At 61.3% G+C, this 20,352-nt stretch carries 24 protein-coding genes; all 24 read right to left on the reverse strand.

The window, feature by feature from the left end; translation table 11 throughout:
* Positions 1-24: 24 nt before the first annotated feature.
* The 24 genes from HYP802_RS0113965 to HYP802_RS22955 all read right to left on the reverse strand — a co-directional run bounded on the left by HYP802_RS0113965 (position 25) and on the right by HYP802_RS22955 (position 19,917).
* Positions 25-573 carry a DUF4376 domain-containing protein gene (locus HYP802_RS0113965; RefSeq protein WP_024275953.1) on the reverse strand — a complete coding sequence of 183 codons (549 nt, stop codon included), beginning with the start codon at positions 571-573 and terminating at the stop codon, positions 25-27.
* 12 nt (positions 574-585) lie between these two features.
* Positions 586-1,272 carry a hypothetical protein gene (locus HYP802_RS0113970; protein ID WP_024275954.1) on the reverse strand — a complete coding sequence of 229 codons (687 nt, stop codon included), beginning with the start codon at positions 1,270-1,272 and terminating at the stop codon, positions 586-588.
* Positions 1,272-1,667: a hypothetical protein gene (locus tag HYP802_RS0113975; protein WP_024275955.1), complete on the reverse strand. Its 396-nt coding sequence runs from the start codon at positions 1,665-1,667 to the stop codon at positions 1,272-1,274. The genes HYP802_RS0113970 and HYP802_RS0113975 overlap by 1 nt, the downstream gene beginning before the upstream one ends.
* Positions 1,667-2,074: a hypothetical protein gene (locus tag HYP802_RS0113980; protein WP_024275956.1), complete on the reverse strand. Its 408-nt coding sequence runs from the start codon at positions 2,072-2,074 to the stop codon at positions 1,667-1,669. The genes HYP802_RS0113975 and HYP802_RS0113980 overlap by 1 nt, the downstream gene beginning before the upstream one ends.
* A gap of 45 nt (positions 2,075-2,119) precedes the next feature.
* Positions 2,120-2,488, reverse strand: a complete 369-nt coding sequence (locus HYP802_RS0113985) for a hypothetical protein (protein ID WP_024275957.1) — start codon at positions 2,486-2,488, stop codon at positions 2,120-2,122.
* A gap of 21 nt (positions 2,489-2,509) precedes the next feature.
* Positions 2,510-3,070 carry a DUF4376 domain-containing protein gene (locus tag HYP802_RS0113990; protein WP_024275958.1) on the reverse strand — a complete coding sequence of 187 codons (561 nt, stop codon included), beginning with the start codon at positions 3,068-3,070 and terminating at the stop codon, positions 2,510-2,512.
* The gene (locus HYP802_RS22945) at positions 3,070-4,962 is read right to left on the reverse strand and encodes a hypothetical protein (protein WP_024275959.1); all 1,893 of its coding nucleotides are present in this window, start codon (positions 4,960-4,962) and stop codon (positions 3,070-3,072) included. Before HYP802_RS22945 ends, HYP802_RS0113990 begins: the two co-directional genes overlap by 1 nt.
* A 40-nt stretch (positions 4,963-5,002) precedes the next feature.
* Positions 5,003-5,227, reverse strand: a complete 225-nt coding sequence (locus HYP802_RS0114010) for a hypothetical protein (protein ID WP_024275960.1) — start codon at positions 5,225-5,227, stop codon at positions 5,003-5,005.
* Between the two features lie 57 nt (positions 5,228-5,284).
* Complete coding sequence (locus tag HYP802_RS0114015; RefSeq protein WP_024275961.1) at positions 5,285-7,528, reverse strand: hypothetical protein; 2,244 nt, start codon at positions 7,526-7,528, stop codon at positions 5,285-5,287.
* A 16-nt stretch (positions 7,529-7,544) separates the two neighbouring features.
* Positions 7,545-8,858, reverse strand: coding sequence for a phage tail protein I (locus HYP802_RS22950; protein WP_024275962.1), 1,314 nt, complete (start codon positions 8,856-8,858; stop codon positions 7,545-7,547).
* The gene (locus HYP802_RS0114025; protein ID WP_024275963.1) at positions 8,855-9,721 is read right to left on the reverse strand and encodes a baseplate J/gp47 family protein; all 867 of its coding nucleotides are present in this window, start codon (positions 9,719-9,721) and stop codon (positions 8,855-8,857) included. The genes HYP802_RS22950 and HYP802_RS0114025 overlap by 4 nt, the downstream gene beginning before the upstream one ends.
* Complete coding sequence (locus tag HYP802_RS0114030) at positions 9,718-10,119, reverse strand: GPW/gp25 family protein (RefSeq protein WP_024275964.1); 402 nt, start codon at positions 10,117-10,119, stop codon at positions 9,718-9,720. Before HYP802_RS0114030 ends, HYP802_RS0114025 begins: the two co-directional genes overlap by 4 nt.
* A gap of 2 nt (positions 10,120-10,121) precedes the next feature.
* Positions 10,122-10,304, reverse strand: a complete 183-nt coding sequence (locus tag HYP802_RS0114035; protein ID WP_024275965.1) for a hypothetical protein — start codon at positions 10,302-10,304, stop codon at positions 10,122-10,124.
* A 12-nt stretch (positions 10,305-10,316) separates the two neighbouring features.
* On the reverse strand, positions 10,317-10,850 hold the full coding sequence (locus HYP802_RS0114040) for a phage baseplate assembly protein V (RefSeq protein ID WP_024275966.1): 534 nt from the start codon (positions 10,848-10,850) through the stop codon (positions 10,317-10,319).
* Positions 10,847-11,638: a hypothetical protein gene (locus HYP802_RS0114045; RefSeq protein WP_024275967.1), complete on the reverse strand. Its 792-nt coding sequence runs from the start codon at positions 11,636-11,638 to the stop codon at positions 10,847-10,849. The genes HYP802_RS0114040 and HYP802_RS0114045 overlap by 4 nt, the downstream gene beginning before the upstream one ends.
* A gap of 3 nt (positions 11,639-11,641) precedes the next feature.
* Positions 11,642-12,031: a hypothetical protein gene (locus HYP802_RS0114050; protein WP_024275968.1), complete on the reverse strand. Its 390-nt coding sequence runs from the start codon at positions 12,029-12,031 to the stop codon at positions 11,642-11,644.
* 11 nt (positions 12,032-12,042) lie between these two features.
* Positions 12,043-13,056 carry a major capsid protein gene (locus tag HYP802_RS0114055; RefSeq protein WP_024275969.1) on the reverse strand — a complete coding sequence of 338 codons (1,014 nt, stop codon included), beginning with the start codon at positions 13,054-13,056 and terminating at the stop codon, positions 12,043-12,045.
* Positions 13,057-13,147: 91 nt separating this feature from the next.
* On the reverse strand, positions 13,148-13,519 hold the full coding sequence (locus tag HYP802_RS0114060) for a head decoration protein (protein WP_024275970.1): 372 nt from the start codon (positions 13,517-13,519) through the stop codon (positions 13,148-13,150).
* Positions 13,520-13,571: 52 nt separating this feature from the next.
* Entirely contained in the window at positions 13,572-14,612 is a 1,041-nt protein-coding gene (locus HYP802_RS0114065; protein WP_024275971.1) for a head maturation protease, ClpP-related, read from the reverse strand.
* A 4-nt stretch (positions 14,613-14,616) separates the two neighbouring features.
* A complete protein-coding gene (locus tag HYP802_RS0114070) occupies positions 14,617-14,856 on the reverse strand; it encodes a hypothetical protein (RefSeq protein WP_024275972.1) in 240 nt (79 codons plus the stop codon).
* 11 nt (positions 14,857-14,867) lie between these two features.
* Entirely contained in the window at positions 14,868-16,541 is a 1,674-nt protein-coding gene (locus HYP802_RS0114075; RefSeq protein ID WP_024275973.1) for a phage portal protein, read from the reverse strand.
* Between the two features lie 7 nt (positions 16,542-16,548).
* On the reverse strand, positions 16,549-18,594 hold the full coding sequence (locus HYP802_RS0114080; RefSeq protein WP_024275974.1) for a terminase gpA endonuclease subunit: 2,046 nt from the start codon (positions 18,592-18,594) through the stop codon (positions 16,549-16,551).
* Positions 18,524-19,225 (reverse strand): hypothetical protein, encoded by a 702-nt coding sequence (locus tag HYP802_RS0114085; protein WP_024275975.1) that lies wholly within the window; start codon positions 19,223-19,225, stop codon positions 18,524-18,526. Before HYP802_RS0114085 ends, HYP802_RS0114080 begins: the two co-directional genes overlap by 71 nt.
* A 131-nt stretch (positions 19,226-19,356) precedes the next feature.
* Positions 19,357-19,917 (reverse strand): hypothetical protein, encoded by a 561-nt coding sequence (locus HYP802_RS22955; protein ID WP_024275976.1) that lies wholly within the window; start codon positions 19,915-19,917, stop codon positions 19,357-19,359.
* Positions 19,918-20,352: the final 435 nt, after the last annotated feature.

The raw sequence follows: 20,352 nt of genomic DNA on the forward strand, positions 1-20,352 counted from the left end.
TACAAGAGCAGGAATTTCGGCGCATCAAGTCGTGATCGTCGCCACAGGCCAACCCATAACGCCAACCGTCGTCGGGTCCTCGACTTGTGCTGGCGTCGTGATCGTCCCGGCGTCGATCGCCGCGTAGACCGCGCGAAGCGTGACGTATCCCGCATCGACCCAATTGCTGACAGCAAGTCCCAGTGCGGTCGTTGTCTCAGCATTGAGATCGACGTCCACCCCCGGCGCGATGGTCCAGTGGCAGACGGCGTTTGGATCTTTGTCAGCGCGCTGCGCGGCGCCGCCGATCATGATCAGGCCTTTTTCGGTGGTCTCTACCGCGACACCGTTGATCGTCACGCCCGACGCTTGGAGAGCAAGGATCTTGCGATCGGCAACAGCAACGAGCCGAGCTTTGATTTCTTCCGGTGTTGGGTCTGGATCGGGCACTACGGTTTTTACGATCCCATGCGCCGCCAAATCGTCGTTGGATGCGATCGCCAGCCAATTCGCGGGATATGCAATGCCGCTTTCAACAAATGGCTGGCCGGGCGTTAAGGTCGCGCCGTTGAGGGTGTAGGTCGTAGATGCCACGATGTGCCTCGCTTATGGCGCCGTCGAATAGATCACGAACGCTGTTTGCAGATTTTGCGGGTTGTCGGATGTGTCCTGAGGGATGACGGGAGAGGTGTAAGACCCCGCCGGCGGCGTCGCAGAGTAGATGCCCATCGCAGCCTCACCCGTCGTTATAACGGTGTCGATGCCCGGCACGTCGTCTGAGACTTCGTTGAACCAGTTGTCATAACCTACGGAAAACACCAGAACGAGGGCGCCATCGGCTGCGACATTGACCGTTACCGGAACGCGCTCATCAGGATCGTCGCCGCTCGCCGTGGCAATCGTTCCGAATGGTGCGGCAGGATCGGCGCGACGGATCAGAATGTACGAGATACCGATGCGCGACACGCCATCGCCACTATACGATGTGCCGCCATCCTCGGACCCATCGCAGAAGCGATAGAATATCCACGACGCGATGTAGCCGTCGTCGGTCTGTTTGAAATCTGGGCCATGCAGTTGCGTCAGAAAGCCAACGTCCGAATGCATAACCATGTTGTTTGCAGCGCCGCGAGCCCCGACAAACGACACGATCAAGTCGCCCGGCTGTATGTCATCGGGCCAAGCGGCCCAGGCACTTGATGATGCGCCGCCGGACTGCGTAGCCCCGATGATGGCCGGCGCCGCAGATGGCGCAGTGAGCCCCTGCCCGACCATGGGGAACGTCGCGATCATCAGCCGTACCCTTTCGCGATGCCCACGAAGCGCAGTTTCAGCGTTCCGCCGATCGTCACCGCTTCGAATTGCAAAAGATCAGCCTTGCTCGCCGCCGTCGTTAGCGTCGGCGCGCCGGCTGTGCCGAAATCGAACGACCCCGTCCCCGTCGTCGCCCACGTCAGCGTGTGCGAGCCGGTGGCGTCCTGAATAACCCAGAGAAGATACGTGGTGCCCTCGACAGCATTCGAGACCGCGTTGATGGTTCGATTGCCGCCAAGCGTCACCTTGGCTTTCTGCGCCCCCGCGACGTCCCACGCGATGTTCGCCGCATCTGTGAGCGCCACCAGCGAAAAGGACTGCTGCTTTTTCCAGATGTTCGCGACGAGCGTTAGCAGCGGATTATAGAGCGCCATCAGGTCAACTCCGTCACGCGGGCGTAGCCGTTGGCCGCCGACCAAATGCCGTAGATCGCGCCCTGATAGCCGAAAGGCGTTTCATAGTAGCCGCCGGGCGGTATTTGCACCGTGTAGGCTGTCAGAGACGCAGCCGTCGCGAGCGCGAGATAGAGCGTCGCCGTCGACTCGTTCATGATCATTGAGCCGACGCGAGCCGCATTCGCCGCAAGGATCTGCCTATTTGCGGTCGCCGCCGCCACGCTCGTGAGCGATGGTGTTGAGCTTCTGAAACGGACGGCCGAGCCGTCCGCTTCGTTTAGAGACACGCGCTCGATATGCTTCGTTACGCTGTCCTCGGTGATGGTATTTGTCGCGACGAATTTGCCGGACGTTCCTTCACCGACTTCAAGTTTGTCGGTCGCCATATCTCACCTCGACTGCCGCTGTATTCCTAGATGCGCGAAGCGGACTTACGCCGCGTCCGGGATGCCGACGTCGAAGGCAGCGAGCGTGAACACGTTCCCGTTCGTCACTTCCTGCGGATCGCTGATCGAGCCGGTTGCGAGCAAGATGCTGTTGGCGACGTCGGAGATCGCCCAGAACGCCGCCTCACCCGTTGCCGTCACGGCTCCATCGGCGATCGCGGCGACTGTCACTTTCCGGCCATCCGGAGCGCGGTCGGCCGGGTTGCCGATGGCGATGCCGGTCTTGTTGCCGAGCGAGTCGGTGCCCGTAGCATCGGCGTAGGTCGTCGGCTCAGCCGAGCAAATGTCGAGACGAGTCGCTGTCTTGATCTTTGCGAGCGCAGCATCGAGAGCGGTGTCAGAGATAAAGGCCATGTTTCGTTCCTCTATGTTGGATCAGGTGTTCGAAGGCCATTGCGCAGCATCGATCTGCGCGAATGTCGTGATGGTGCTCGCGCGGATCTGCGCATAAATCGCTGAAAGGGCATCGTAAGTTGTTTGGATCCAATCGCCGACTGCGAGGCCGAGAGCGATTGCCGTCGCCGCGTCCAGCGCAATGGTTTGATCCGGCCCGACGACCCAATTGGCGATCGCGCTTGGGTTTTTCTCCGCACGCGAAACAGCGCCATTCAACAGCGTCATACCGCGGATCGTCGTCGCCACCGGGACACCGTTGATCACGCATCCGCCGGCCATAACGGCAGCGTGTTTCTGATCTGCGTACGCGATCAGATCATCCTGTGAAGCGACAAAGGACGCCGGCCCCATTGCGACCGCCCGCGCGTAGATCTCACGGCCGAACGGCTCATCGTCGTCTGGGCTCGCGGTAAAGGGCAATGGACCATGAACCGGATGAATGATGGTGCAGTCGATCGTGCCCCGCAGGTTGTACGTTGGATTTTGGATTTCGATCTGTGCGCCATCGTCTGCGCCGGGGGAGGCAGCTTGATCGGACATTACGCGATCCTTTGAAAGAGTGTTGTGTCGTCACTATCGGCGATGTAGCCGCACCGCCGCCAAGTTCCGGTCGGATGCGTGCCCGTCCATTCGTTGTCGCCATCCGCCCACGACAGCGTGCTACCCGCGACCGTCGCGCCAGCGCCGCCCATCGGGCCATTGAAAAAGCCATACGTGCCGATGCCGCCAAGACCGAGGTTGACCATCGCTGCGCCGACTTGAGAGGCGTTGCTGTAAAAGGATGCCGCGTGCAGCCCGTCTAAAGTGTCGGCGTCGAGACCGCTTCCGGAACCGTCATTCGCTTTTACTTTCGCCATGACGTCGGCGGCCGTGTAGGCGGCGGCATCAAGCGGCGTAAAGCCGAGAGTGGCCTGCTTTCCGGCAAGGGCGGTCGTTACGTCCGTCGCATTCGCTTTTCCCTGAAGCGCGCTATCGACTTCCGACTTCTTGTATGCGTCGGCGATGCCGTAGCCTGCGAGCGTCGTCGCTTTGTCTGCCTTGTTGCCGAGTCCCGTGGCGATTGAACCAGAAAGCGAGTTCATTGCCGTGTCGACTTCGCTTTTCTTGTACGCGTCGGCAATGCCGTAACCGGCCAGCGTCGTCGCCTTGGTGGCTTTGCCGCTCAAGGCGGTATCGACTTGGCCTTTGGTGTAGACCGCGGATGCGTCGGCTTTGCTTGAAACAGCCGTGTCGATTTCGTCTTTGGTATAGGCATCTGCGATGCCGTAACCCGCGAGCGTCGTCGCCTTGTCGGCTTTGTCCGTGATGCCGTCGCCGATTGCGACGTCGATTTCATCCTTAGTGTAGGCGTCGGTGATACCGTAACCGGCCAGCGTCGTCGCAGGGCTCGCCTTCGCTGCGGCGGCGGCGGCAATTTCTTCAAGCGCCGCGGCGACGCGCGTCGAAGTGATGTTCTCGCTCGGATCGACAACGATTTGCGCGGCGTTATAGTCGCCGTCTGCCGCCCCAACGACACCATCCCGGCCGAATACTGTCGTGACCGGCGTGTCCGGTGCTGAGATATAGGCGGCCACCCAACCGCCGATCGAGGATTTGAAAATGCGCATCTCGCCGACGGTGGTGTTGTAATACAAGATGCCGTTCGTAAGCGCCGCACCCGAATTGGTTTTCATCGGGTCTGCCGCCTTGGCACCGAGATAGCGCTCGTTGAAGGCCGAGTAATTGGCGCGCACCTCGTCGTTCATCGACTGGACGGCAGCGCGGATCTGCGAGACGAGAGTCGCGCTCGATGCCGCGGCATCACGAGCGGCGACGGCATCGGTAGCGGCCGTCGTCGCAAGCGTCGTCTTCTCGCCGATCGTGGCCGCAGCGGCGACGGCGGCATCCGACGCGGTAGTCGCAGTGGCCGCGGCTTGCGCGGCAGCCGCGGCGGCAGAGGCGTTGTCCGTCGCAGAGGCCGCGTGGATCTGCCAGTTCGCGCCCTGCCCCACACCGGTCACGCGGTCGATATCGACTTCGAGCGCCCCCGTCGTACTGTCGTAACTGACCGTCTTGCCAAGCCACGCCCGGCTCAGATCGTTAAAGACGAAGCCGGAAATGTATGCCGCTGGCGCGAAATACGTCCGGTCGTCGGCGTCGACAATCAACGTCACGCGGCCTTCTTCGAGCGGGATCTCGGTCGATGACCGGGCCGAGAACACCGTGTTAAGGCTCGCGAACGCCTGAATGCGCGCATAGACCGGCGCGAGGGCGGCGTTGACCTGCTCCGATCCGGTCTTGTTGAGCTTATCGACTGCGGCTTCCCAGGTTTTGTCGACGTCTTCGAGCGAGCCGACGCGCTTGTCGATATCCTGGAAGCGGAAATTTAGAACGTCGGGATTGCCGATGTTGTCCCGAAGCCGCAGTTTATACTGACCGTCGAACCTGTTCATGACTTGCCTCTGTGAGCCGAAGTGTTTTCTGCGGTTCGCGTCAGCCTTCGGGCATGGTGAGGGTGTAAGACTTCACCGCATCGCCGAGAGCGGTCACGGCGCGGCCTTTGAGCGTGTAGTCGCCGCTTGGTCGAATCTTGTGGTTGCCGATCGTCGCCACGCGATTGACCTTCACCTTGTAGAAGGCGTCCGGCTGGATCGGCAGTGCGATGCTAACTTCCGTCGCCTGAGCAGCAGGCGTCGCATTGGCCGGTGATTTAGCCATTAGGGATTCTCCAAATGTTGAGAGTGTTCGAGTGACGGGAAACGCTGCCGCGCCCGCTTATGCGAATTCAACGTCGACGCGCTCGGAGACGTGGAACACGTCAAGCGCAGACGACGTGGTGCCGTCAAAAACGATTTTAAAGCTGTCGTGGGCCGCCGCCAGATTGAACGTATAGGTCCGGTGGATGGCGTAATCGCTTTCGACAACGGTTTCCGTCACGTCCGCCGTCTCAACCGTATCGAAGGCCGCACCGACGAGCAGCGAGCAGGCGATCGTATGATTAGCGGTGTTCCAGTTCTCATAGCGAACCTGAACGCGAACCGTCGTCGTCGACACGCGCTGACATTCGGTCGAGATATGCTTGAGCACAGTCCGCGGACGCGAGACGAGCACCTGCGAGCCCGCCAGCTTCAGGCCCGGCATGATATCGCTGGTGCCGACGAAGACGGCGCGCAGCGGCAGCAGCGGAGGTAGCCCGATCAGAGCCTGAGTGTTGACTGAACTCAACGGAATCCAATTGCCGTTGACCTGCACCTCGAAGACAAGCTGGCACGCCGCCGAGACGATCATGTCGGCGTTAATGTCGATCGCCGCGATACCGCCGTCCAACTGCAGCGGTTGCATGGTAATGACGACGCGTGGGTTGTCGAACGAGGCGAAATTCAGCGTGATCATCGCGTCTTTGGTCAGATCGCCCTGATAGAATGCCCCGTCGGTCGAATAGAAAAACGTGCCCTGCGCGTAGGAATTCCCCGACGCCATCGCGATCCAGTGGTTCGCGTTCGTGGTGATGACGAGCGCATAGCGCGTGCCGGCCTTTAAATAGGTTGGCGGCACATCGACCAACGTCTGCGCCGGATAAACCTTCAGCTTGGCGTAATCGACGGTCGCGCTCATGACCGCCTTGGTGAGATCCGGCGCGCCGTTCGTCGTCTCGACGATTGTCAGTGTGATGTTGCCGTTGGCGGCCTTGCGGGTCAGATAGAAACCGACCTGAGTGAGCCAGCCGTCCTGCGAGTTCAGGAACGACTGAGCGACGAGCGCGCCGGTGATAGACAGATTATTGACGACGTAATCCCAATAAGGCTCTTCGTAGGTATCGACCCAGAATTGCTCCAAGCGGATCATCTGGTGATTCTTCGACGTGTCGCCGGAAAGCACGAGAAACGTCTCGCCGTTGCGCGTGAAGATGTGCGTCACCGGATCGTAGCTGCCGGACCGCCACCACGCGCTATTCGTGCAATAGGTATATGTGGTGCCGTAACGGATGCGCTGGCGCGACATCATCTTTTGCACCACGCTGACCGTCTGATAGCCGTACTGGCTGATCGAAACCTCGCCGGAATAGCCGGTGATGTTCAGGCGGGTGACGTTGTCATAGGCGGGCAGCAAGAGGCCGTTCGTGATGCTCTGGTTCGGATCGAACGCCGAGAACACGTTGAGTTCAGAAAGCCCGGCGTTTGCATCGGAAAAGCGAATGCCTTCCTCGACCTTCGCCAGAAAGTTGACGTTCGTGGTATCGGACTCATCCGTCGTCAGAAAGCGATCGGCTCCATAGGCCGCATAATCGTCGGGAAGCTCGGCGATCTCCTTAAGACGGGCGACGTCAGCAAAGAGATTGAACAGATCGCGGTTGTTAGCGACACCGTTGACCTGGTTCGCGAGGTTCGTAATGTCCGACGCGATCGTCGTGATGCGCGGCTCCGTGATCTCTTTCCAGTCGATGATGAGCTTGAGCTGATCGGCTACGTCGGAAAGGCGCGGCAGCCGGTTCTCGGCGACCATTTCGACACTTTCGATTCCGTTGGGGTTGAGCGTGACGATTGCGAACGCCAATTCGGTGTCGGCGATCGGCGGCAACTGCGGGTCAGGGCTTTCGACGCCGGCGCGCGGGCTTACGTTCGCAACGCGACGGCTTTCCATCGGCACCGACTTCGGCTGCGTTTCGCCGGTATCGACGTTGATCAGGAAGTCGCGACCTTCGACCTGAAGTTCGCCTGTCTCGCTCGCCCAGGTGACGAGCACGACTTTCTTTTTCGTGACCGTCGGCAGGTACGTGAAAAGCTCCGTCTTCACCGCATCGAGTTGGATATGGACGGCGCCGTTTGCGTAAAGGCGGCCCGGCTGCGACGTTACCTCGGTGGTGGCCGTCGCCGTGCTGTCGAAGCCCGCATAGGCCCTGTTGTTTTCGATGGCATCGAAAACGAGATCATCGAAGGACTCCCGAACGTAGGCCTGCAGATTATTGTGATCGTCGGCCTGCTGTTCCTGATTGTCGCGAAAATTGACTAGGCGCTCCATGAGCTTTCTTCTCCTGTTAGGATCGGGTGTACTGGCCGAGGATCAAATCGTTGCCCAAAAAGAGCGGCGTACCGATCCTGAGCGGGCGGGCGACCTCGGTGTCTAGAAGGACGGTGTCGCGAAGGCTTCGCGCCGTATTCATCGCCGTGACGGTATTCTGCAGGTTCTCTTTCGGAGCCTTGTAGAAGTAGCCGCCGACGAACCGATCAGCCGCCCACTTGGGGCGCTTGCCGGGCACCACGACCGTCAATTCGGCGGTGAAGTTCGGAATGCCGAAGCGCACATGGCCCATGAAGTTGTGCGCGCCGCGGCCGACTTGCGGCTGATCCGGGTCGCTCAGATAAACCACATCGTAAATTCGATATTTCGAGCCGCTCGGTACGAAATAGCGCTTGCCGTTGCGCGATGCGCCGTTCGGCAACGCAGGCATCGGCTTCGGAAACGCTCCCTCGAAGACAAGCCTGTTCGGCGCGCCGATCGGCGTGCCGCACATGACGGACCGCGGCGCGAATCCCTTTTCGCCGAGGCGCGTTGGAATGACGCTGACCGGCGTCAGTTTCGGAACGACCGGAAAACGATAGAGCAATTGCTCGACAGCGCTTGTGCGATCGACGTCGAGCGTAATGATCCGGCTTTCCGAGTCGCTCTTTCGGAAAAATCCGTTGCCCATAAAGCTCGTCGTGAAGATCGACCGACGCGCCGTCGCCGGGATCATCACCTGTTCGCCGCTGTCGGACAGCGCAGCCCAGGTCAACTCTTTCGTCACCGGCCCGTAAACGTACAGCGCGCGCGTCGTTTGCTTCGTGCCTCGATCGACGTCGCACGCGAAACAGTCTGGCTTTCCGCCCTCGTCACGGAAAAATTTGCCGTGTTTTCCCCGCCAGAAAGCACGGAAGCCCGCTTTCCCTTCGCGCCGATATGGAAAGAGCCGGATCTGCGGCAGTTTTTCGAGAAAGACCTCGCGCTCGGCCGGCGTCGTCGATGCCCCGAGGAAATTCTTGGCCGGAGGGCGGACCCAACGGTAAAGTTCGGAGCCCGCGAGGTCGATGTATGCGCGCTGGCCGCCAAGGGTGCCCTTCATCCGCTTCAAGGCGAACGAATTCTTGATCACCCACCGCTTTTTTTCTTCCGGCCAGCTATCGATCCAGAAATCGACACCGAGCGCCCACGCAAGCCACGGCAACAACGGCGTCGGGCACGTATCCCAACGCCAAAGGTCGCGCAACGGCGTGGGCACCTTGTCTATGCGCGCAGTCGTAGCGCTCAGTGCCTTCTCGAAGTCGGTTGACGTCTCCGGCAGCAGGTGAAGTGCGCGCGGAATGTCCGTCATCCGATGACCTCGCTCGTGATCGTGATCGTCACGGCTTCGGGAAAGCCGCCGTCAGGCGGGGTGATATCGGCGGTTGGGGATGCCAGCCGCACCTTTTCAACGCCGCCCACCGTCAGCGCCGCAGAAATTCCCGACGTCGTAGCTCTAAGACCGATCTTGCGCCGATCGGCGATGTACTTCGTCAGCGCCGTCTGGGCGTTCTGGACGACGACCGATGGCGACGGACCGCGCCCGATTTCGAGCACCGCCTCGACGTTGAAATTGATCGGCGTAGCCGCGAGCGTCAGCACATCGTCGGTCAACGGCCCGACGTTCTCCTGGGCAAGCCGCGTCCGCACCAACTGCAACACTGCGTCGACGTCGGCCCCCGTGCGGACCAGAACGAAGACGTGAATTTGCACGCGGCCGAGGCTATCGACGTATTTGACAGCGTCGGCGTCGATCACATCGGACGATGCCGAGCGCGCATGGAAGATGTAGGCGCCGCGCGGCCCGGCCGAACTGAAGGCTTCGGGTGCCTCCTGAATGCGCGTGCGCAGCAATTCGTCATCGGTTTCGCCATCGAGGCGAACGACGCCGTAGTACAGCCCCAGGTGATCGAGATCGCCGCCCTTCGATTCCGAAAGCATCACGGCGCGGGCGGCATCATTCACGCGTGCGCGCAACGCGATTTCGCGATAGGCGAGCACTTCCAGAACCTTCACAACGGGATCGCTTTCGAGCGTGCCGACGTTGAAATCCGGCCAGCGCGAAACGAGATCCGCTTTCACTTCTGCCAGAATGTCTTCGAAAGCGAGTACTTCGACGACTGGAGGTGGACCGAGTTCGGACAGATTGATAGCAGTCGCGGCAAATCGGGTCATGTTGCGGGGATCCAACCGTCGTCAACGAGAAGCAATGTCACCGACCGATCGGGGATCGTCGCCGGCGTGCGGTCGCCAAGGTGGCCGCGCGGCAGATAGGTGCCATCAAGGCGCAAAGTCGTCTGGCCGTCGCGACTCGCCGCTGTGAAATACACAGTATCGAGCGCAAAACGCGGCTCCCAACGATCGAGTGCATCAGCAGTCGCGACGTAGAACTTAATCAGCGACGCGTCCGTCATCGGCTTGTCGACCAGAAGCGGATTGTCCGAGCCGTAGTCGCGGCGCATGACGCGCGTGAGCTTGTACGTGGTGAGAATGTCGGCGATGGACTGGCAGACATGCGCCCAATCGATGAGGACTCGGCCCGTCCGCCGGTCCATGCCGATGCTGTCCGCCACGGTTAGCTCTGTGAAGTCATTTCAGGCGCGACGAGCTTCATAGCGTGCAATTGGAACTGCACCTGCGCCGGATAGAACTTCTTCTGCTGGCCCTTGCGGTAAAACGTGTTGTTGAACCACGAATCCTCGGTGAATTCGTAAAGCTGCTTTTCCGGCTTTGCGGGTGCTGGTGCGGGCTTCGCCATGTGGTGCTCCTGTTAGACTGCGTAGACCTTCGTCGCGGACGTTTCGGCAACGTCGCCTGCGCTATCGACGTCGCCTTTGCGGTGAACAAGCTGTCCGCCTTCCCCGCCGAGGTGAACGTCACCTTCGAGCACGATCGTTGCGGACGTGATTGTGGTTTTGTCGCCGGTCATCAGCAGGCGCGTGTTGCCGATCGCGATCACGGCCTCGTTTGCCTTGTCGTGAGGCCGCTTGTTGTCGTTCGACGGGATCGAGAAATCGATGTAACCGTCGGTGATATCGCCGGACTGCGAAACGAATTTCACCTGCTCGCCGACGACGGGCGGGAAATGCGTTTTGATGCCGCCCATCGCAAGCTCTTTCCAAGGCACCCACGGCGACTTGAACGGTTGGCCTGTTTCCTCGTCGACGTCGAATTGCACGCGGGCGAGGCCTTTTTGAACGTCGACGTCCGATATTTTCCCCGTCCACTCGCGAAATTCCATCCGTCGTTCAAGTTCTTCGAGGCGGTGGCGGTGATCGGCGAATATATCGGCGAGCGTATTCATTGCGCCCCCAGCGGAACGTAGCCTTCCGGCACCGATACCTGATCGTCGACGTCGGTTTTGACGTCGGCTGCGAAGTTTGGCGCGTCCGGAGCGATTGTCGGCAGCGGTCCCAGGCGAAGCGCCCCGGCCATGCTCTGCGACAGACCGAGAGCGGAGCGCAGCCGCTTAAATTCACTCCAATCCGTCGCGCCGCCGGTCGCGAGTGCAACGAACAGGTCCTTTTGCGTCTTAAGCTGATCGTCTGCCGAAAGCAGATCGACAAATTTCAGCCAGATGTTCCGCAACGGCGCGCCCGGCGTCGGTTCCGGGGTGACGTCGACCGTCAAGACGATCTGACGGCCGGCAAAGCGCACGCCCTTGCGGTCGGATGCCCCGCGCGACGACTTATCGGACTTCTTTTCGCGCACGAGCAACCGCCAAAACTCCGCCCAGGCGCTATCGGGATCGGAAAGCGCGGTGCGGATTTGCCGTTCGATGGCGTCGACCGTAATTTCGAAGCCCGCATCGGTCGACGGAATGCCCCAGCCGCCCTTCATGCGCGACGTGACGGCCATTTCAATGGTCAGATCGATGGACGTGCAGCGGCCAAAAAGGCTCGTTTCTTCGTTCGGCACGTCGGTGTCGGCGTTGCTTTCGTCGGTATAGACGACAATGAACGGCACCTCCGCGCCTTCAACCGACTCGTCGATCGGCCCGATCTCGCTGTCGCGGACCATTTCACCGGCGAACGTGCGCCCGCGCAGGGCCTGGACGGTCGCAATTCTGAGGGCGAGGCGGGAAAGGCTCATGGTTCACTCAAGGCTAGAGAGCATCAGGACGAGGCGGCCGGGGTGCTGCCGGTCGATCCAGTCGACTTTGTAGTGCTCGCCCTTGTCGGTCGCGTCGACGAGATCGTTTTCCCGAATGTCGGCGCCGGGCGGCAGGATGGATTTCGTAATTTCGAGGCGCGTGGGCGAAACACGGACCCGTGCGTTGCGGACGTGGCGGGAATTACCGCCGATATCGTTTTCGTCGCGATCGACATGAAGAAGTCCGATCGTTTTGATGGTCGGGCGCGCCGCGTCGCGCGCGGGCGTGGCGTAATCGGCGGGAAGCATCGGCGTTATGACGATTTCCTCGCTCATAACGCGGTCGACCGCCCGGTCCACGCGGCCCAGGCGGTCTTTCCAGCGATCTACCATGACGGCGGCGCTTAGGCGCTCAAGACGCCCTTGCGCAGCACGTTGGGCTGCGTGCAGATCGAGATGTGGTTCGACTGGATCTCGATCTCGACACCCTTGTCGTTGCGCATCCGGATCTGCTTGGCGTAGCGCGGCAGGCCTTTCGTGTTGACCGTTTCGATGTAATCGCCCGGCGCGAACCGGGTGATAAACAGTTCCGGAACGCCCATCGGCACCACGCGGCACTCGTTGTCGCCGATGAAGGCTGCGCCGGCGGCTGCCGTCGCCTTCTTGCCGGTGCGGTAACGCTCGAACGTGATGCCGCCGACGTCGAACGTATTCAACGTCCGACCGAGGTTCTCGGCCACTTTCTGCGCGTAGAGGAACGTCTCGCGGACGCTCTTGTGGTTGACGAGAGCCTGCCAGAAGTTCTTTCCGCAGAACGCATGAATGCCGGAATAAGGTGCGTCCAGTTCGTCTTCGATCTGAATGACCAACTGCTCGGCCTGCTGGCGCACGATCGTGTTCGTGTTGTCGAGCGCGAAATTGTAATCGGCCGCAGCGGCGATGCCGAACGACTGATAGAGATCGGCGAGCGTCTGACCGCCCTTCGACATGACGATGCCCTTGATTGCGCCGACGCGGCTGAATTCCAGCGTCGCGTCGAGATCGCGCGTATGCCGGGCCATCTTGTCGTTGACGATGCCCTCGACCGTCTGAACCTCGTCTTCGGTGCCGAATGAGCGGACGCCGTCGACTTCGTCCGCCATCACGGCGTCGTCGCGCTGGTAGTGCGGGATGGTGAAGGGTCGCAGCTCGGACTTGTCCTTAGCGACGTTTTCACCGGGGCCGCCGCGCGGAGACGGCTCAACCAGAGAGAGTTTTCCGTCGCGGCTTTCGACGACGATTGTCCGCGTCGCGACGCCGGCTTCTTCGAACAACTTCGTCGCAGAAACCTGACCCGGAACGTACGGGAGCTTGTTGACCTTCGCGGTCATTTCGATGAGCGAGAACGCATCGTTGTTGAAAATATCGAGTGTAGCCATTGGCAGGGATCTCCATTTTGCCGGGTGAGGTTGCGGGCGGCAGGCCCGTCAGGGCCGAGGCCGCGCAATGCACGGCCCGGCAATGCAGGGATTAGCGAACGACGATGCCGACGCTGGCGAGCGACGCGAAGACGGCTGCCTTCTCGGCGTCCGTATCGGTGGCAACATTCAACACGAGCGCATCCGCCCGGACTTCGCAGTCGCGCGTGTGAGCGGCGGCGACAACGTCGGCCGTGGTGGCGTCGACGCGTGCGTAATTGATCGCCACGGCGGTCTGCGAGCCGTCGGTTGCGGTCGGCGCATGCGGCACGTATTTGCCGGACGCGGTGATCTTACCGAGCACCGTGCCCGGATCGACGACGCCAGCGCCGCTGGCGATCTTGATGTTGTCGCGCGAGCGGTGGCCCTCGGCCTCGCTCAACAGATACTCGGCCGTGTGACGGCCTTCGGTCAGTGTCGTCATGGTTTAGTGCCTCCGTTTTTGGTGACGTTGGGCCGTGAAAATCCGGTCCGCGTTAGCGGCGCGCGGCGTAGATCGCGGTGTGATCGAGCGCGGGAGCGTCTTTCTTGGCGCTCGCGACGGGTGCGGCGAGTTCAAGGCCCGCGATCACGGTGCCGGGAGCCGAAGCACGCGCAGGTTCAGTCGCCGATGCCGTCGGCGCGGTCGCCATGGCGGCGATGGCGGCGGCCGGCGCAAAATCGGTCTCATAAGCAAAGTGCGCGGCGAGCTGCTCCCGTCCTTTTGCCTCGGGCGCCTGCAAAATAGCGGCAATGCGCTTGCGCTCGGTCGCGCGGGCGTCCGCATTCGCAGGCGACTGATCGGTTGACGGATCGGCCGCGGGCGTTTCCTTTTCCGCCGGTTCCGTTGACGGATTGGCCGCCGGGGTTTCCTCAGCCGAAGCAGTTGGCTTCGCTTTCTTGTCGGACATTGCGGGTTCCTTTTGCTTTGGCTTCCAATTGCGCTCGCTGGCGAGCGCGGTGAGCTGGGCGGGCGCGTGCGCATAGACGCGATAATCGAAGGCCGTCACTTCTTCGGCCTGCGCCTGGTCCGACTTGTCGGCGAACTTCTGAGCGACGGCCTCGTCGGCCGTCAGCCACGTCTCGACGCGCATGACCTCGCGCATCGCTTCCGCGCTTTCGCCGGTCTTCTCGGCGTAAATCGACGCCATTTGCGCAGCGAGCTTGCTCAGAACCTCGATTGATTTCTGGTGATCGGCAGCGTCGCCGTAAGTGATCGTCGACGGGTCGTGGATCATCATCAGGGATCCGACCCGCATGACGACCTCGTCGCCTGCCATTGCGATGATCGACGCGGCCGACGCCGCGATCGCATCGATGTAGACCGTCACCTTGCCGCGATGCGCGTTCAAGGCGTTAAAGATCGCAGCGCCTTCCCAGGCGACGCCGCCGCCTGAATTGATGCGAACCGTCACGTCGCTGTCGCGGCCGAGCGAGGCGAGCGCCTCGATGACGTCCATCGACGAAAAGCCGTCGCTCCAATAGCTATCGCCGACCGTGCCGTAGAGCACGATCTCACCATCGACCAGCACGTTCATGTGTTCACCTCATGCGCCCGACGAGGGCAAAGCGTTTGCGTTTGCCGGCGACGTCGGCTTTCAACACCGCGATCAGCCGCTCAAGACGCGGGATATCTGGCTTGTGGAAGCGAACGCGGCGACGGTCGGTGCCTTCGATTTCTTCTTCGCCGTCGCCCGCAAGCAGCCGGTAATAGAGCGGCTGCAGCTTTTCGAGCAGGGCAGCCGGATCGCTGTAGTCGAGGGCATCCCATTCGACGGCCATCGCGCACTCCGTTAATTGAGCCGCTTCGGCGGCGTCTTCTGATTGTCGTCATCCTCGGGCGGCTCGGCCGCTTCGCCGACGGGAAGCCGCGGCGGATAAGGATCAGGCAGGCCGTAGCGCTCGGCCAATTTGCGGTCGTGCGAGCGCTGTTCCATGACCGTCTCGGGATCGAGACCGTACTCGGCGCACTCATAGGCGAGTGAGGTCGTTCCATTCGTGAGGCGTTCGGACTGCGCGCGCGCCGTCTTGAAATCGTCGGCGGTCGGCTTTGCCGGTCCGAACCATTCGGCCTGCACCGTTTCATTGCGCATGGCGCGGAAACGCTCATAGCCGCCCGGAAACTCGATGCGCCCTTCGCGGATTTCCTCGTCGAGCCACGTCGAATAGATCGAATGTACGAAGGGAATGGCGATGCGCTGGCGACGCCGCATCGTGACAAACCAGATCGACGCCGTGCCCATGCGGACACTCGAATAGGTCGCGCCCTCGTAATCGCCGGTCATCGCTTCGTAGGTCGTGCCGATGCAGCGCGCGACCTCGCGCAAGAGGTTTTTCGAGAACGGCAGATAGGTGTCGGACGGATGTTTGGCGCTGTGAAGCTGGAATTCCTCGCCGGGAAACAGGCTTTGCACCTTGCCGTGGACGCCTAGGTCGATTGACTTGTTCTGCCACCACGCCGCGCGCGCGAGCATGTAGGCCTGCACTTCCTCCGACACCGGCAGATCCGAACCGCCGGAAGCCTCGGCCGTTCCCTGCAAGCCTTCGAACGCTTCGCCGCTCAAATTCGGAGACTTCAGCGTTGCGGCAATGATCGTTTGGATCAGAGCCGTCGTCAGCGTCGCGTCGGCAAGCTGATCGTACTGACGCAGCACTTTGAGCACCGGCGTCATTGGCGAGATCCCGCGGATTTGGTCGGGGGTGCCGTCAAAGATGTGAATGACCTGCTGGCGGCCTTTTGACGACCGTGCCTTGATCTCGATTTCCTCGTCGGCGCCGAGCGGTGTGCGGCGGAGAACACGATAGGCCGTCGGCAAACCGTTGGCGTCGGTGCGCACGCCATGAAACAGCCGCCCGAGTTCTTCAGTCGTATCCGCCATGCGGTGCGGTGAAAACATCATGACCTTGGTCGACGACTGACTTTCCGGCCGGCTGATGGCGGGAAGCAACGCCGTCACCTCTCCGAACGCAAAATGCTGCATGATCGCCGCATCGGTCATGTCGGCGACCGTCAGCTTCCCGCGCGCGTCGCATTCGAGCGGATTGTTCGACCAGATGCGCCAGCGGCGTTCGACGCGGCGGCACCATTGGTGCGCGAATTCATCGTTCCAACCCAGGGATTCAATATCGGGCTTGGCATTGAGGCGAAGGCCGGTGCCTATGGTGTCGGCGGAGGCCTGCGTGATCGCACCGGCGAGCCAGCCAGAGTTCTGCAGGCTATCGATCGTGCGCGCGGCGGCCTTACGCCAACTGACGCGAACATCGTCGCGCGCATCGCGCAGCGCCGGCTGCCACGAGGACAGGAAGCCCGCCGACGAGTCGCGCATGTATCGTGCAACAGGCGCGGCCCGCGTCGCGCGCGCCACGGCCTGCGACTGCGAAACGAGGCGCGTCGCGATACTGTTGATCGCGGATTTGAAACGGCCCGCTAGTGGCGCGGAACCGCTGATCTCGCCGGCATAAGCCATGTCGATCCTACTTGTTCAGAAGCGCCGAAATCTCGGCCCATGTTCTTCGCCGCGGAGGTGTAGCGGCGGTACGTGCTGCCGATCTCGATCCCGGCAGCGGATTCGGTAAGCGCTCGCGCTCTGGCGGCTCGGTCGTCTCGACCGTAACCTTGTCATCTTCAAGCGGAGCGGCGTCGCCGTGGCCCGACGAAAGCGCTTCGCGAAGCCCGCGACCTTCGCGAATGCGCTGGACGTTCAAGAGGTGGCCCGCCGCAGCGTTCAATGCCTCGCAATCGAGAAAGTGATTTTCCCGGCTGCGCTGAATCCATTGCACCTGTCCCGATGGCCGCTTAACGCGCGATTCCGAGACGATCTGATCAAGGTAGCCATCGTCGATATCCTCTGGCAGAAGCCACGCGCCGGCCGCGTCAATCGGATAGCGGATGTGTTCGTGAACGAAGCTCTTGGCCCAATCGGTGTTGATGAGCGTCAGTTCGAGCGAATACTTTCGCGGATCGCCTTTTGGCGTCACGTCGATTTTCGACTTCTTCACCGGCATAAGCTGCGTCGCGCGGCCCTTCGACGGGCGCGCGATCCGCGCATGGCGGCGGCAGAATTCATAGACGCGGTTGACCGGGACGCCGAATTCTTTGCCCGGACGAAAGCCCGAGTCGACCAATGCGAGCCGGATCAACATGCCGTGGATCGGCGTTTGCAACAGATCCGAAAGATCGCTCCAAACTTCTTCTTCGTGCGTCTCGCCGTAAAGCTCGCCGCGTTCGATTAGCCAACTCGTCGATCGCGCGCCCCAGCCCCGGATGGCATAGACCAGCCGGTTCTTCTGTACGTCGACGCCGGCCGTCAGATGCACCAAGCCCGCCGGGAGATCCCCGAGCTTGTAGGGAACGATGAGCCGTTTGAGCTCCGTCGACTCCGGCGCATCGCCACCGCCCGGCGACCATAGTTCGCCAAAGCCGGTGTTGATGACACCTTGCAGCTTCTCCTGGTCGCCCGAGTGCTTCGCCTCGACGTAAGCCGCGGCGCGTTCGCCGAATGTCACGAACGGCGAGCACAAGCCCGATGCCCAGAAAGATATTGTCGGCGATCGCGGCGGCAAACCGATAACGGTGCCGTCAGGGTCGACGCGCTGTCCCGGCGCAACGTAGACGCCGCGCGCGTTCATGTCCGCCTTATGATCGTTCTCGATGACGCCGCCACAGCGCGGACAGGTGACGTAAGCGTTTTCGAGCGCTTCGGACGCCGACCACTTGTCGTCGATCGCGAGCTGCTTAAAGCGCGGAATGAAGAATTCAGCGCAGTGCGGGCAGGGCCACGCGAAATGATACATCGTGCCGCTCTGAAAAAGCTTCCAGACCGGGCTTTCAATGTCCTCGGGCGGCATGCGTTTCCAGAACTCTAAGCCTGAGTTGGCGTCCTTCAGGACGTCGACGTTGCCGACGAGCGGCGTTGAGGTGACGCCGTACTTGCGGTCGCGAAACGTGAAGCCGCGAGCCTTCGTCAGAACGAGAGGATCGCCCTCGCCTTTGACGTTGCCCATCATGCGATCATATTCGTCGACGATCACAAGGCCCGCCGTCGTGCCCGACAACTGCGTCGCGGACCCGGCCCATGCGAACTTGAGCGGCACGCCGCCGATGACTTTGCGGAACCGCTTGTTCTTCTTTCCGCGCGCCAGCTTCTGTTGCAACGTCGGCGCGTTGTTGATGAGGTCCATCACGCGCGGCTCGATTTCATCAACGATGAAATCTTGGCTCGGCCCGACGTAGAGCGAAGGCGTCGGCCGCTGATCGAAGCGATGCCCGAGCACGTCGAGCACCGTTTCCGACTTACCCATCTGCGAGCCACAAACGAGCGTGACGGTCGAATAGCGCGGGTCCTCAAAGGCGCGCTCGAAATCAATGACGTAAGGCGTCAGCCTCGGATCACGTGGCCCCGGCCGATCCATGCTCGGCGGGTAGATGCGGTTTTCGAACGCCCAGGCGTCAGCCGTCTGCCGCTTCGACGGCCGAATAAGGGTCGCGGCCCTGTCGCATAGCGTCGCCAGCTTGTTCAAGCCGCTTGGCGAGATCCTTAAGGACGACCTCGATTGCATCTTCGATCCGCCGGCGTTCCGCGATGTCGTCCGTCACGCGCGCCGGGACGCCCGCAAGGCCCGCCTTCAGCGGCCCGACGATGACGTCCAGCGCGGTCAGTGCTTCCGGCATCGCCACCAGCAGCAATTCCCTTTCGTCGTTCTCAAGCTTGAGCTTGCGAGCCCGTTCGGCTTTCACGCGCTCGCCCGCCGATGTTTCCTCAGGGATGGCTCGCGCAACTTCGGACTCGACCTTGAATAGCGTATAGGCCTGCACCGACGCAGCGAGCGGATATCGGCCGCGCGCCGATTTCGTCAGAATGCCTTGCGCGTCCAACTGCTGGACCCAACGCTCGCCGACGCCGAGAACTTTGCCGAGATCCGTGACAGAAACCTCGTCGTCGACTTTCGCCGCGTCGAGCGCCCCCCTCACTTCGGTTTCGACAACCGTTCGGATGTAGGTCTGCACCGATGCTGCCAAGTCGTATCGGCCACGCTGCACCTTTTGAAAAAGCTTTTGTTTCACAAGCTTTTTTGCGGCGTGCATCGTAATCCCTAGAACATCCGTCAGGGCCTCCAACGTCACCGAGGCCTTTGGTTGTTCTGGTTGCATTTTTCCGAATCCGAAGTGGCGATTTTCGAAAACCGCAAATGAGCGAAAACCGGGCCGCCGCCGCGCCGCACGGCCGGCGCGGCCTGTACGGTCCCTAAGGTTGCACGCGGCATGGGGGTGCACGCATCGAGCTAGGTGACGGTGCCATCGGTCAAAACGCGGATCTCGTGCGCCAATCGCGGCGGCAGATCGGACGCGACGAGCGAAGAAAAGGCGTGCGCGACGTGCTCTTTCACCATTTCCTTTGGCACGTTCGGGCCAGCGATGCGCTCAATGGGCAGGCGCTTCGATCCGCCCGTTCGCCAGAAGACATGGCCGCCCAGCGAGGGCACGATGAACGCATGCCGGTACAGTTTGCGATTGTTCCAAGGTGAAGCTGAAACGCCCGCTCCCCCCTGTCTTGCCCTAAAATTTTTGATTGGAATTGGGCCGCCACGCGACACGATCTCGAAACGCAGACCACCCCCGGACGCGCGGTATTTCTTGATGTGCCCGTATTTCATGATGATCGACTGCGTTGTGCCGATCTCTTTCGAAAGCGAGCGCTTGACGCGCGTGAAGGCCTTGTCGCCGGTATGATTGATCGCACGGCGGAATGCTGTGTGGCGCTTGCCGTCATCTTCAAGATGCTCGGCAGCGACGGTCAAACGCTGCAGGCCGTTTCCGGTCCAGCTTATAGAGATCGTCGCCATTGCGAGGTGCTTTCCGATTTTGTTGACTGCGCAATTCCACGAAAATTATTCGGCGCTTTTCTGCATAAACGGGATCGGCCGGAATTGGCGGCTAAGGCCGCCACGCGACGACCGATCCCGCTCTTTTCCTCGCGTTACGCCGAACGCTCGGAAACTGAATTGGTGCCGGGCATTCCCCGCCCGGCTAGGGGCCGATCTTCGCCGATCGGCAAGCCTACTTGGGTCGCTCCACGTTTCGCTTTCGCGCTACTCCGCCTCAACACTTCCCGTTCGCCAGGAATTCAAACCAAACTCTCTCAATAACGCGCTCACTCGTGGTGGCGGTTACATGACGGCCTCCTGCACTGTGTGGCCATTTTGCGAAATCTAAGTCCGCATCGCCTTTGACGATGTTCGCTTCCGATTTCTTCGCGGCATTGGCTCTGCGGCTCTACG

The sequence above is a fragment of the Hyphomicrobium sp. 802 genome (assembly GCF_000526135.1).
Lineage (GTDB): Bacteria > Pseudomonadota > Alphaproteobacteria > Rhizobiales > Hyphomicrobiaceae > Hyphomicrobium_B.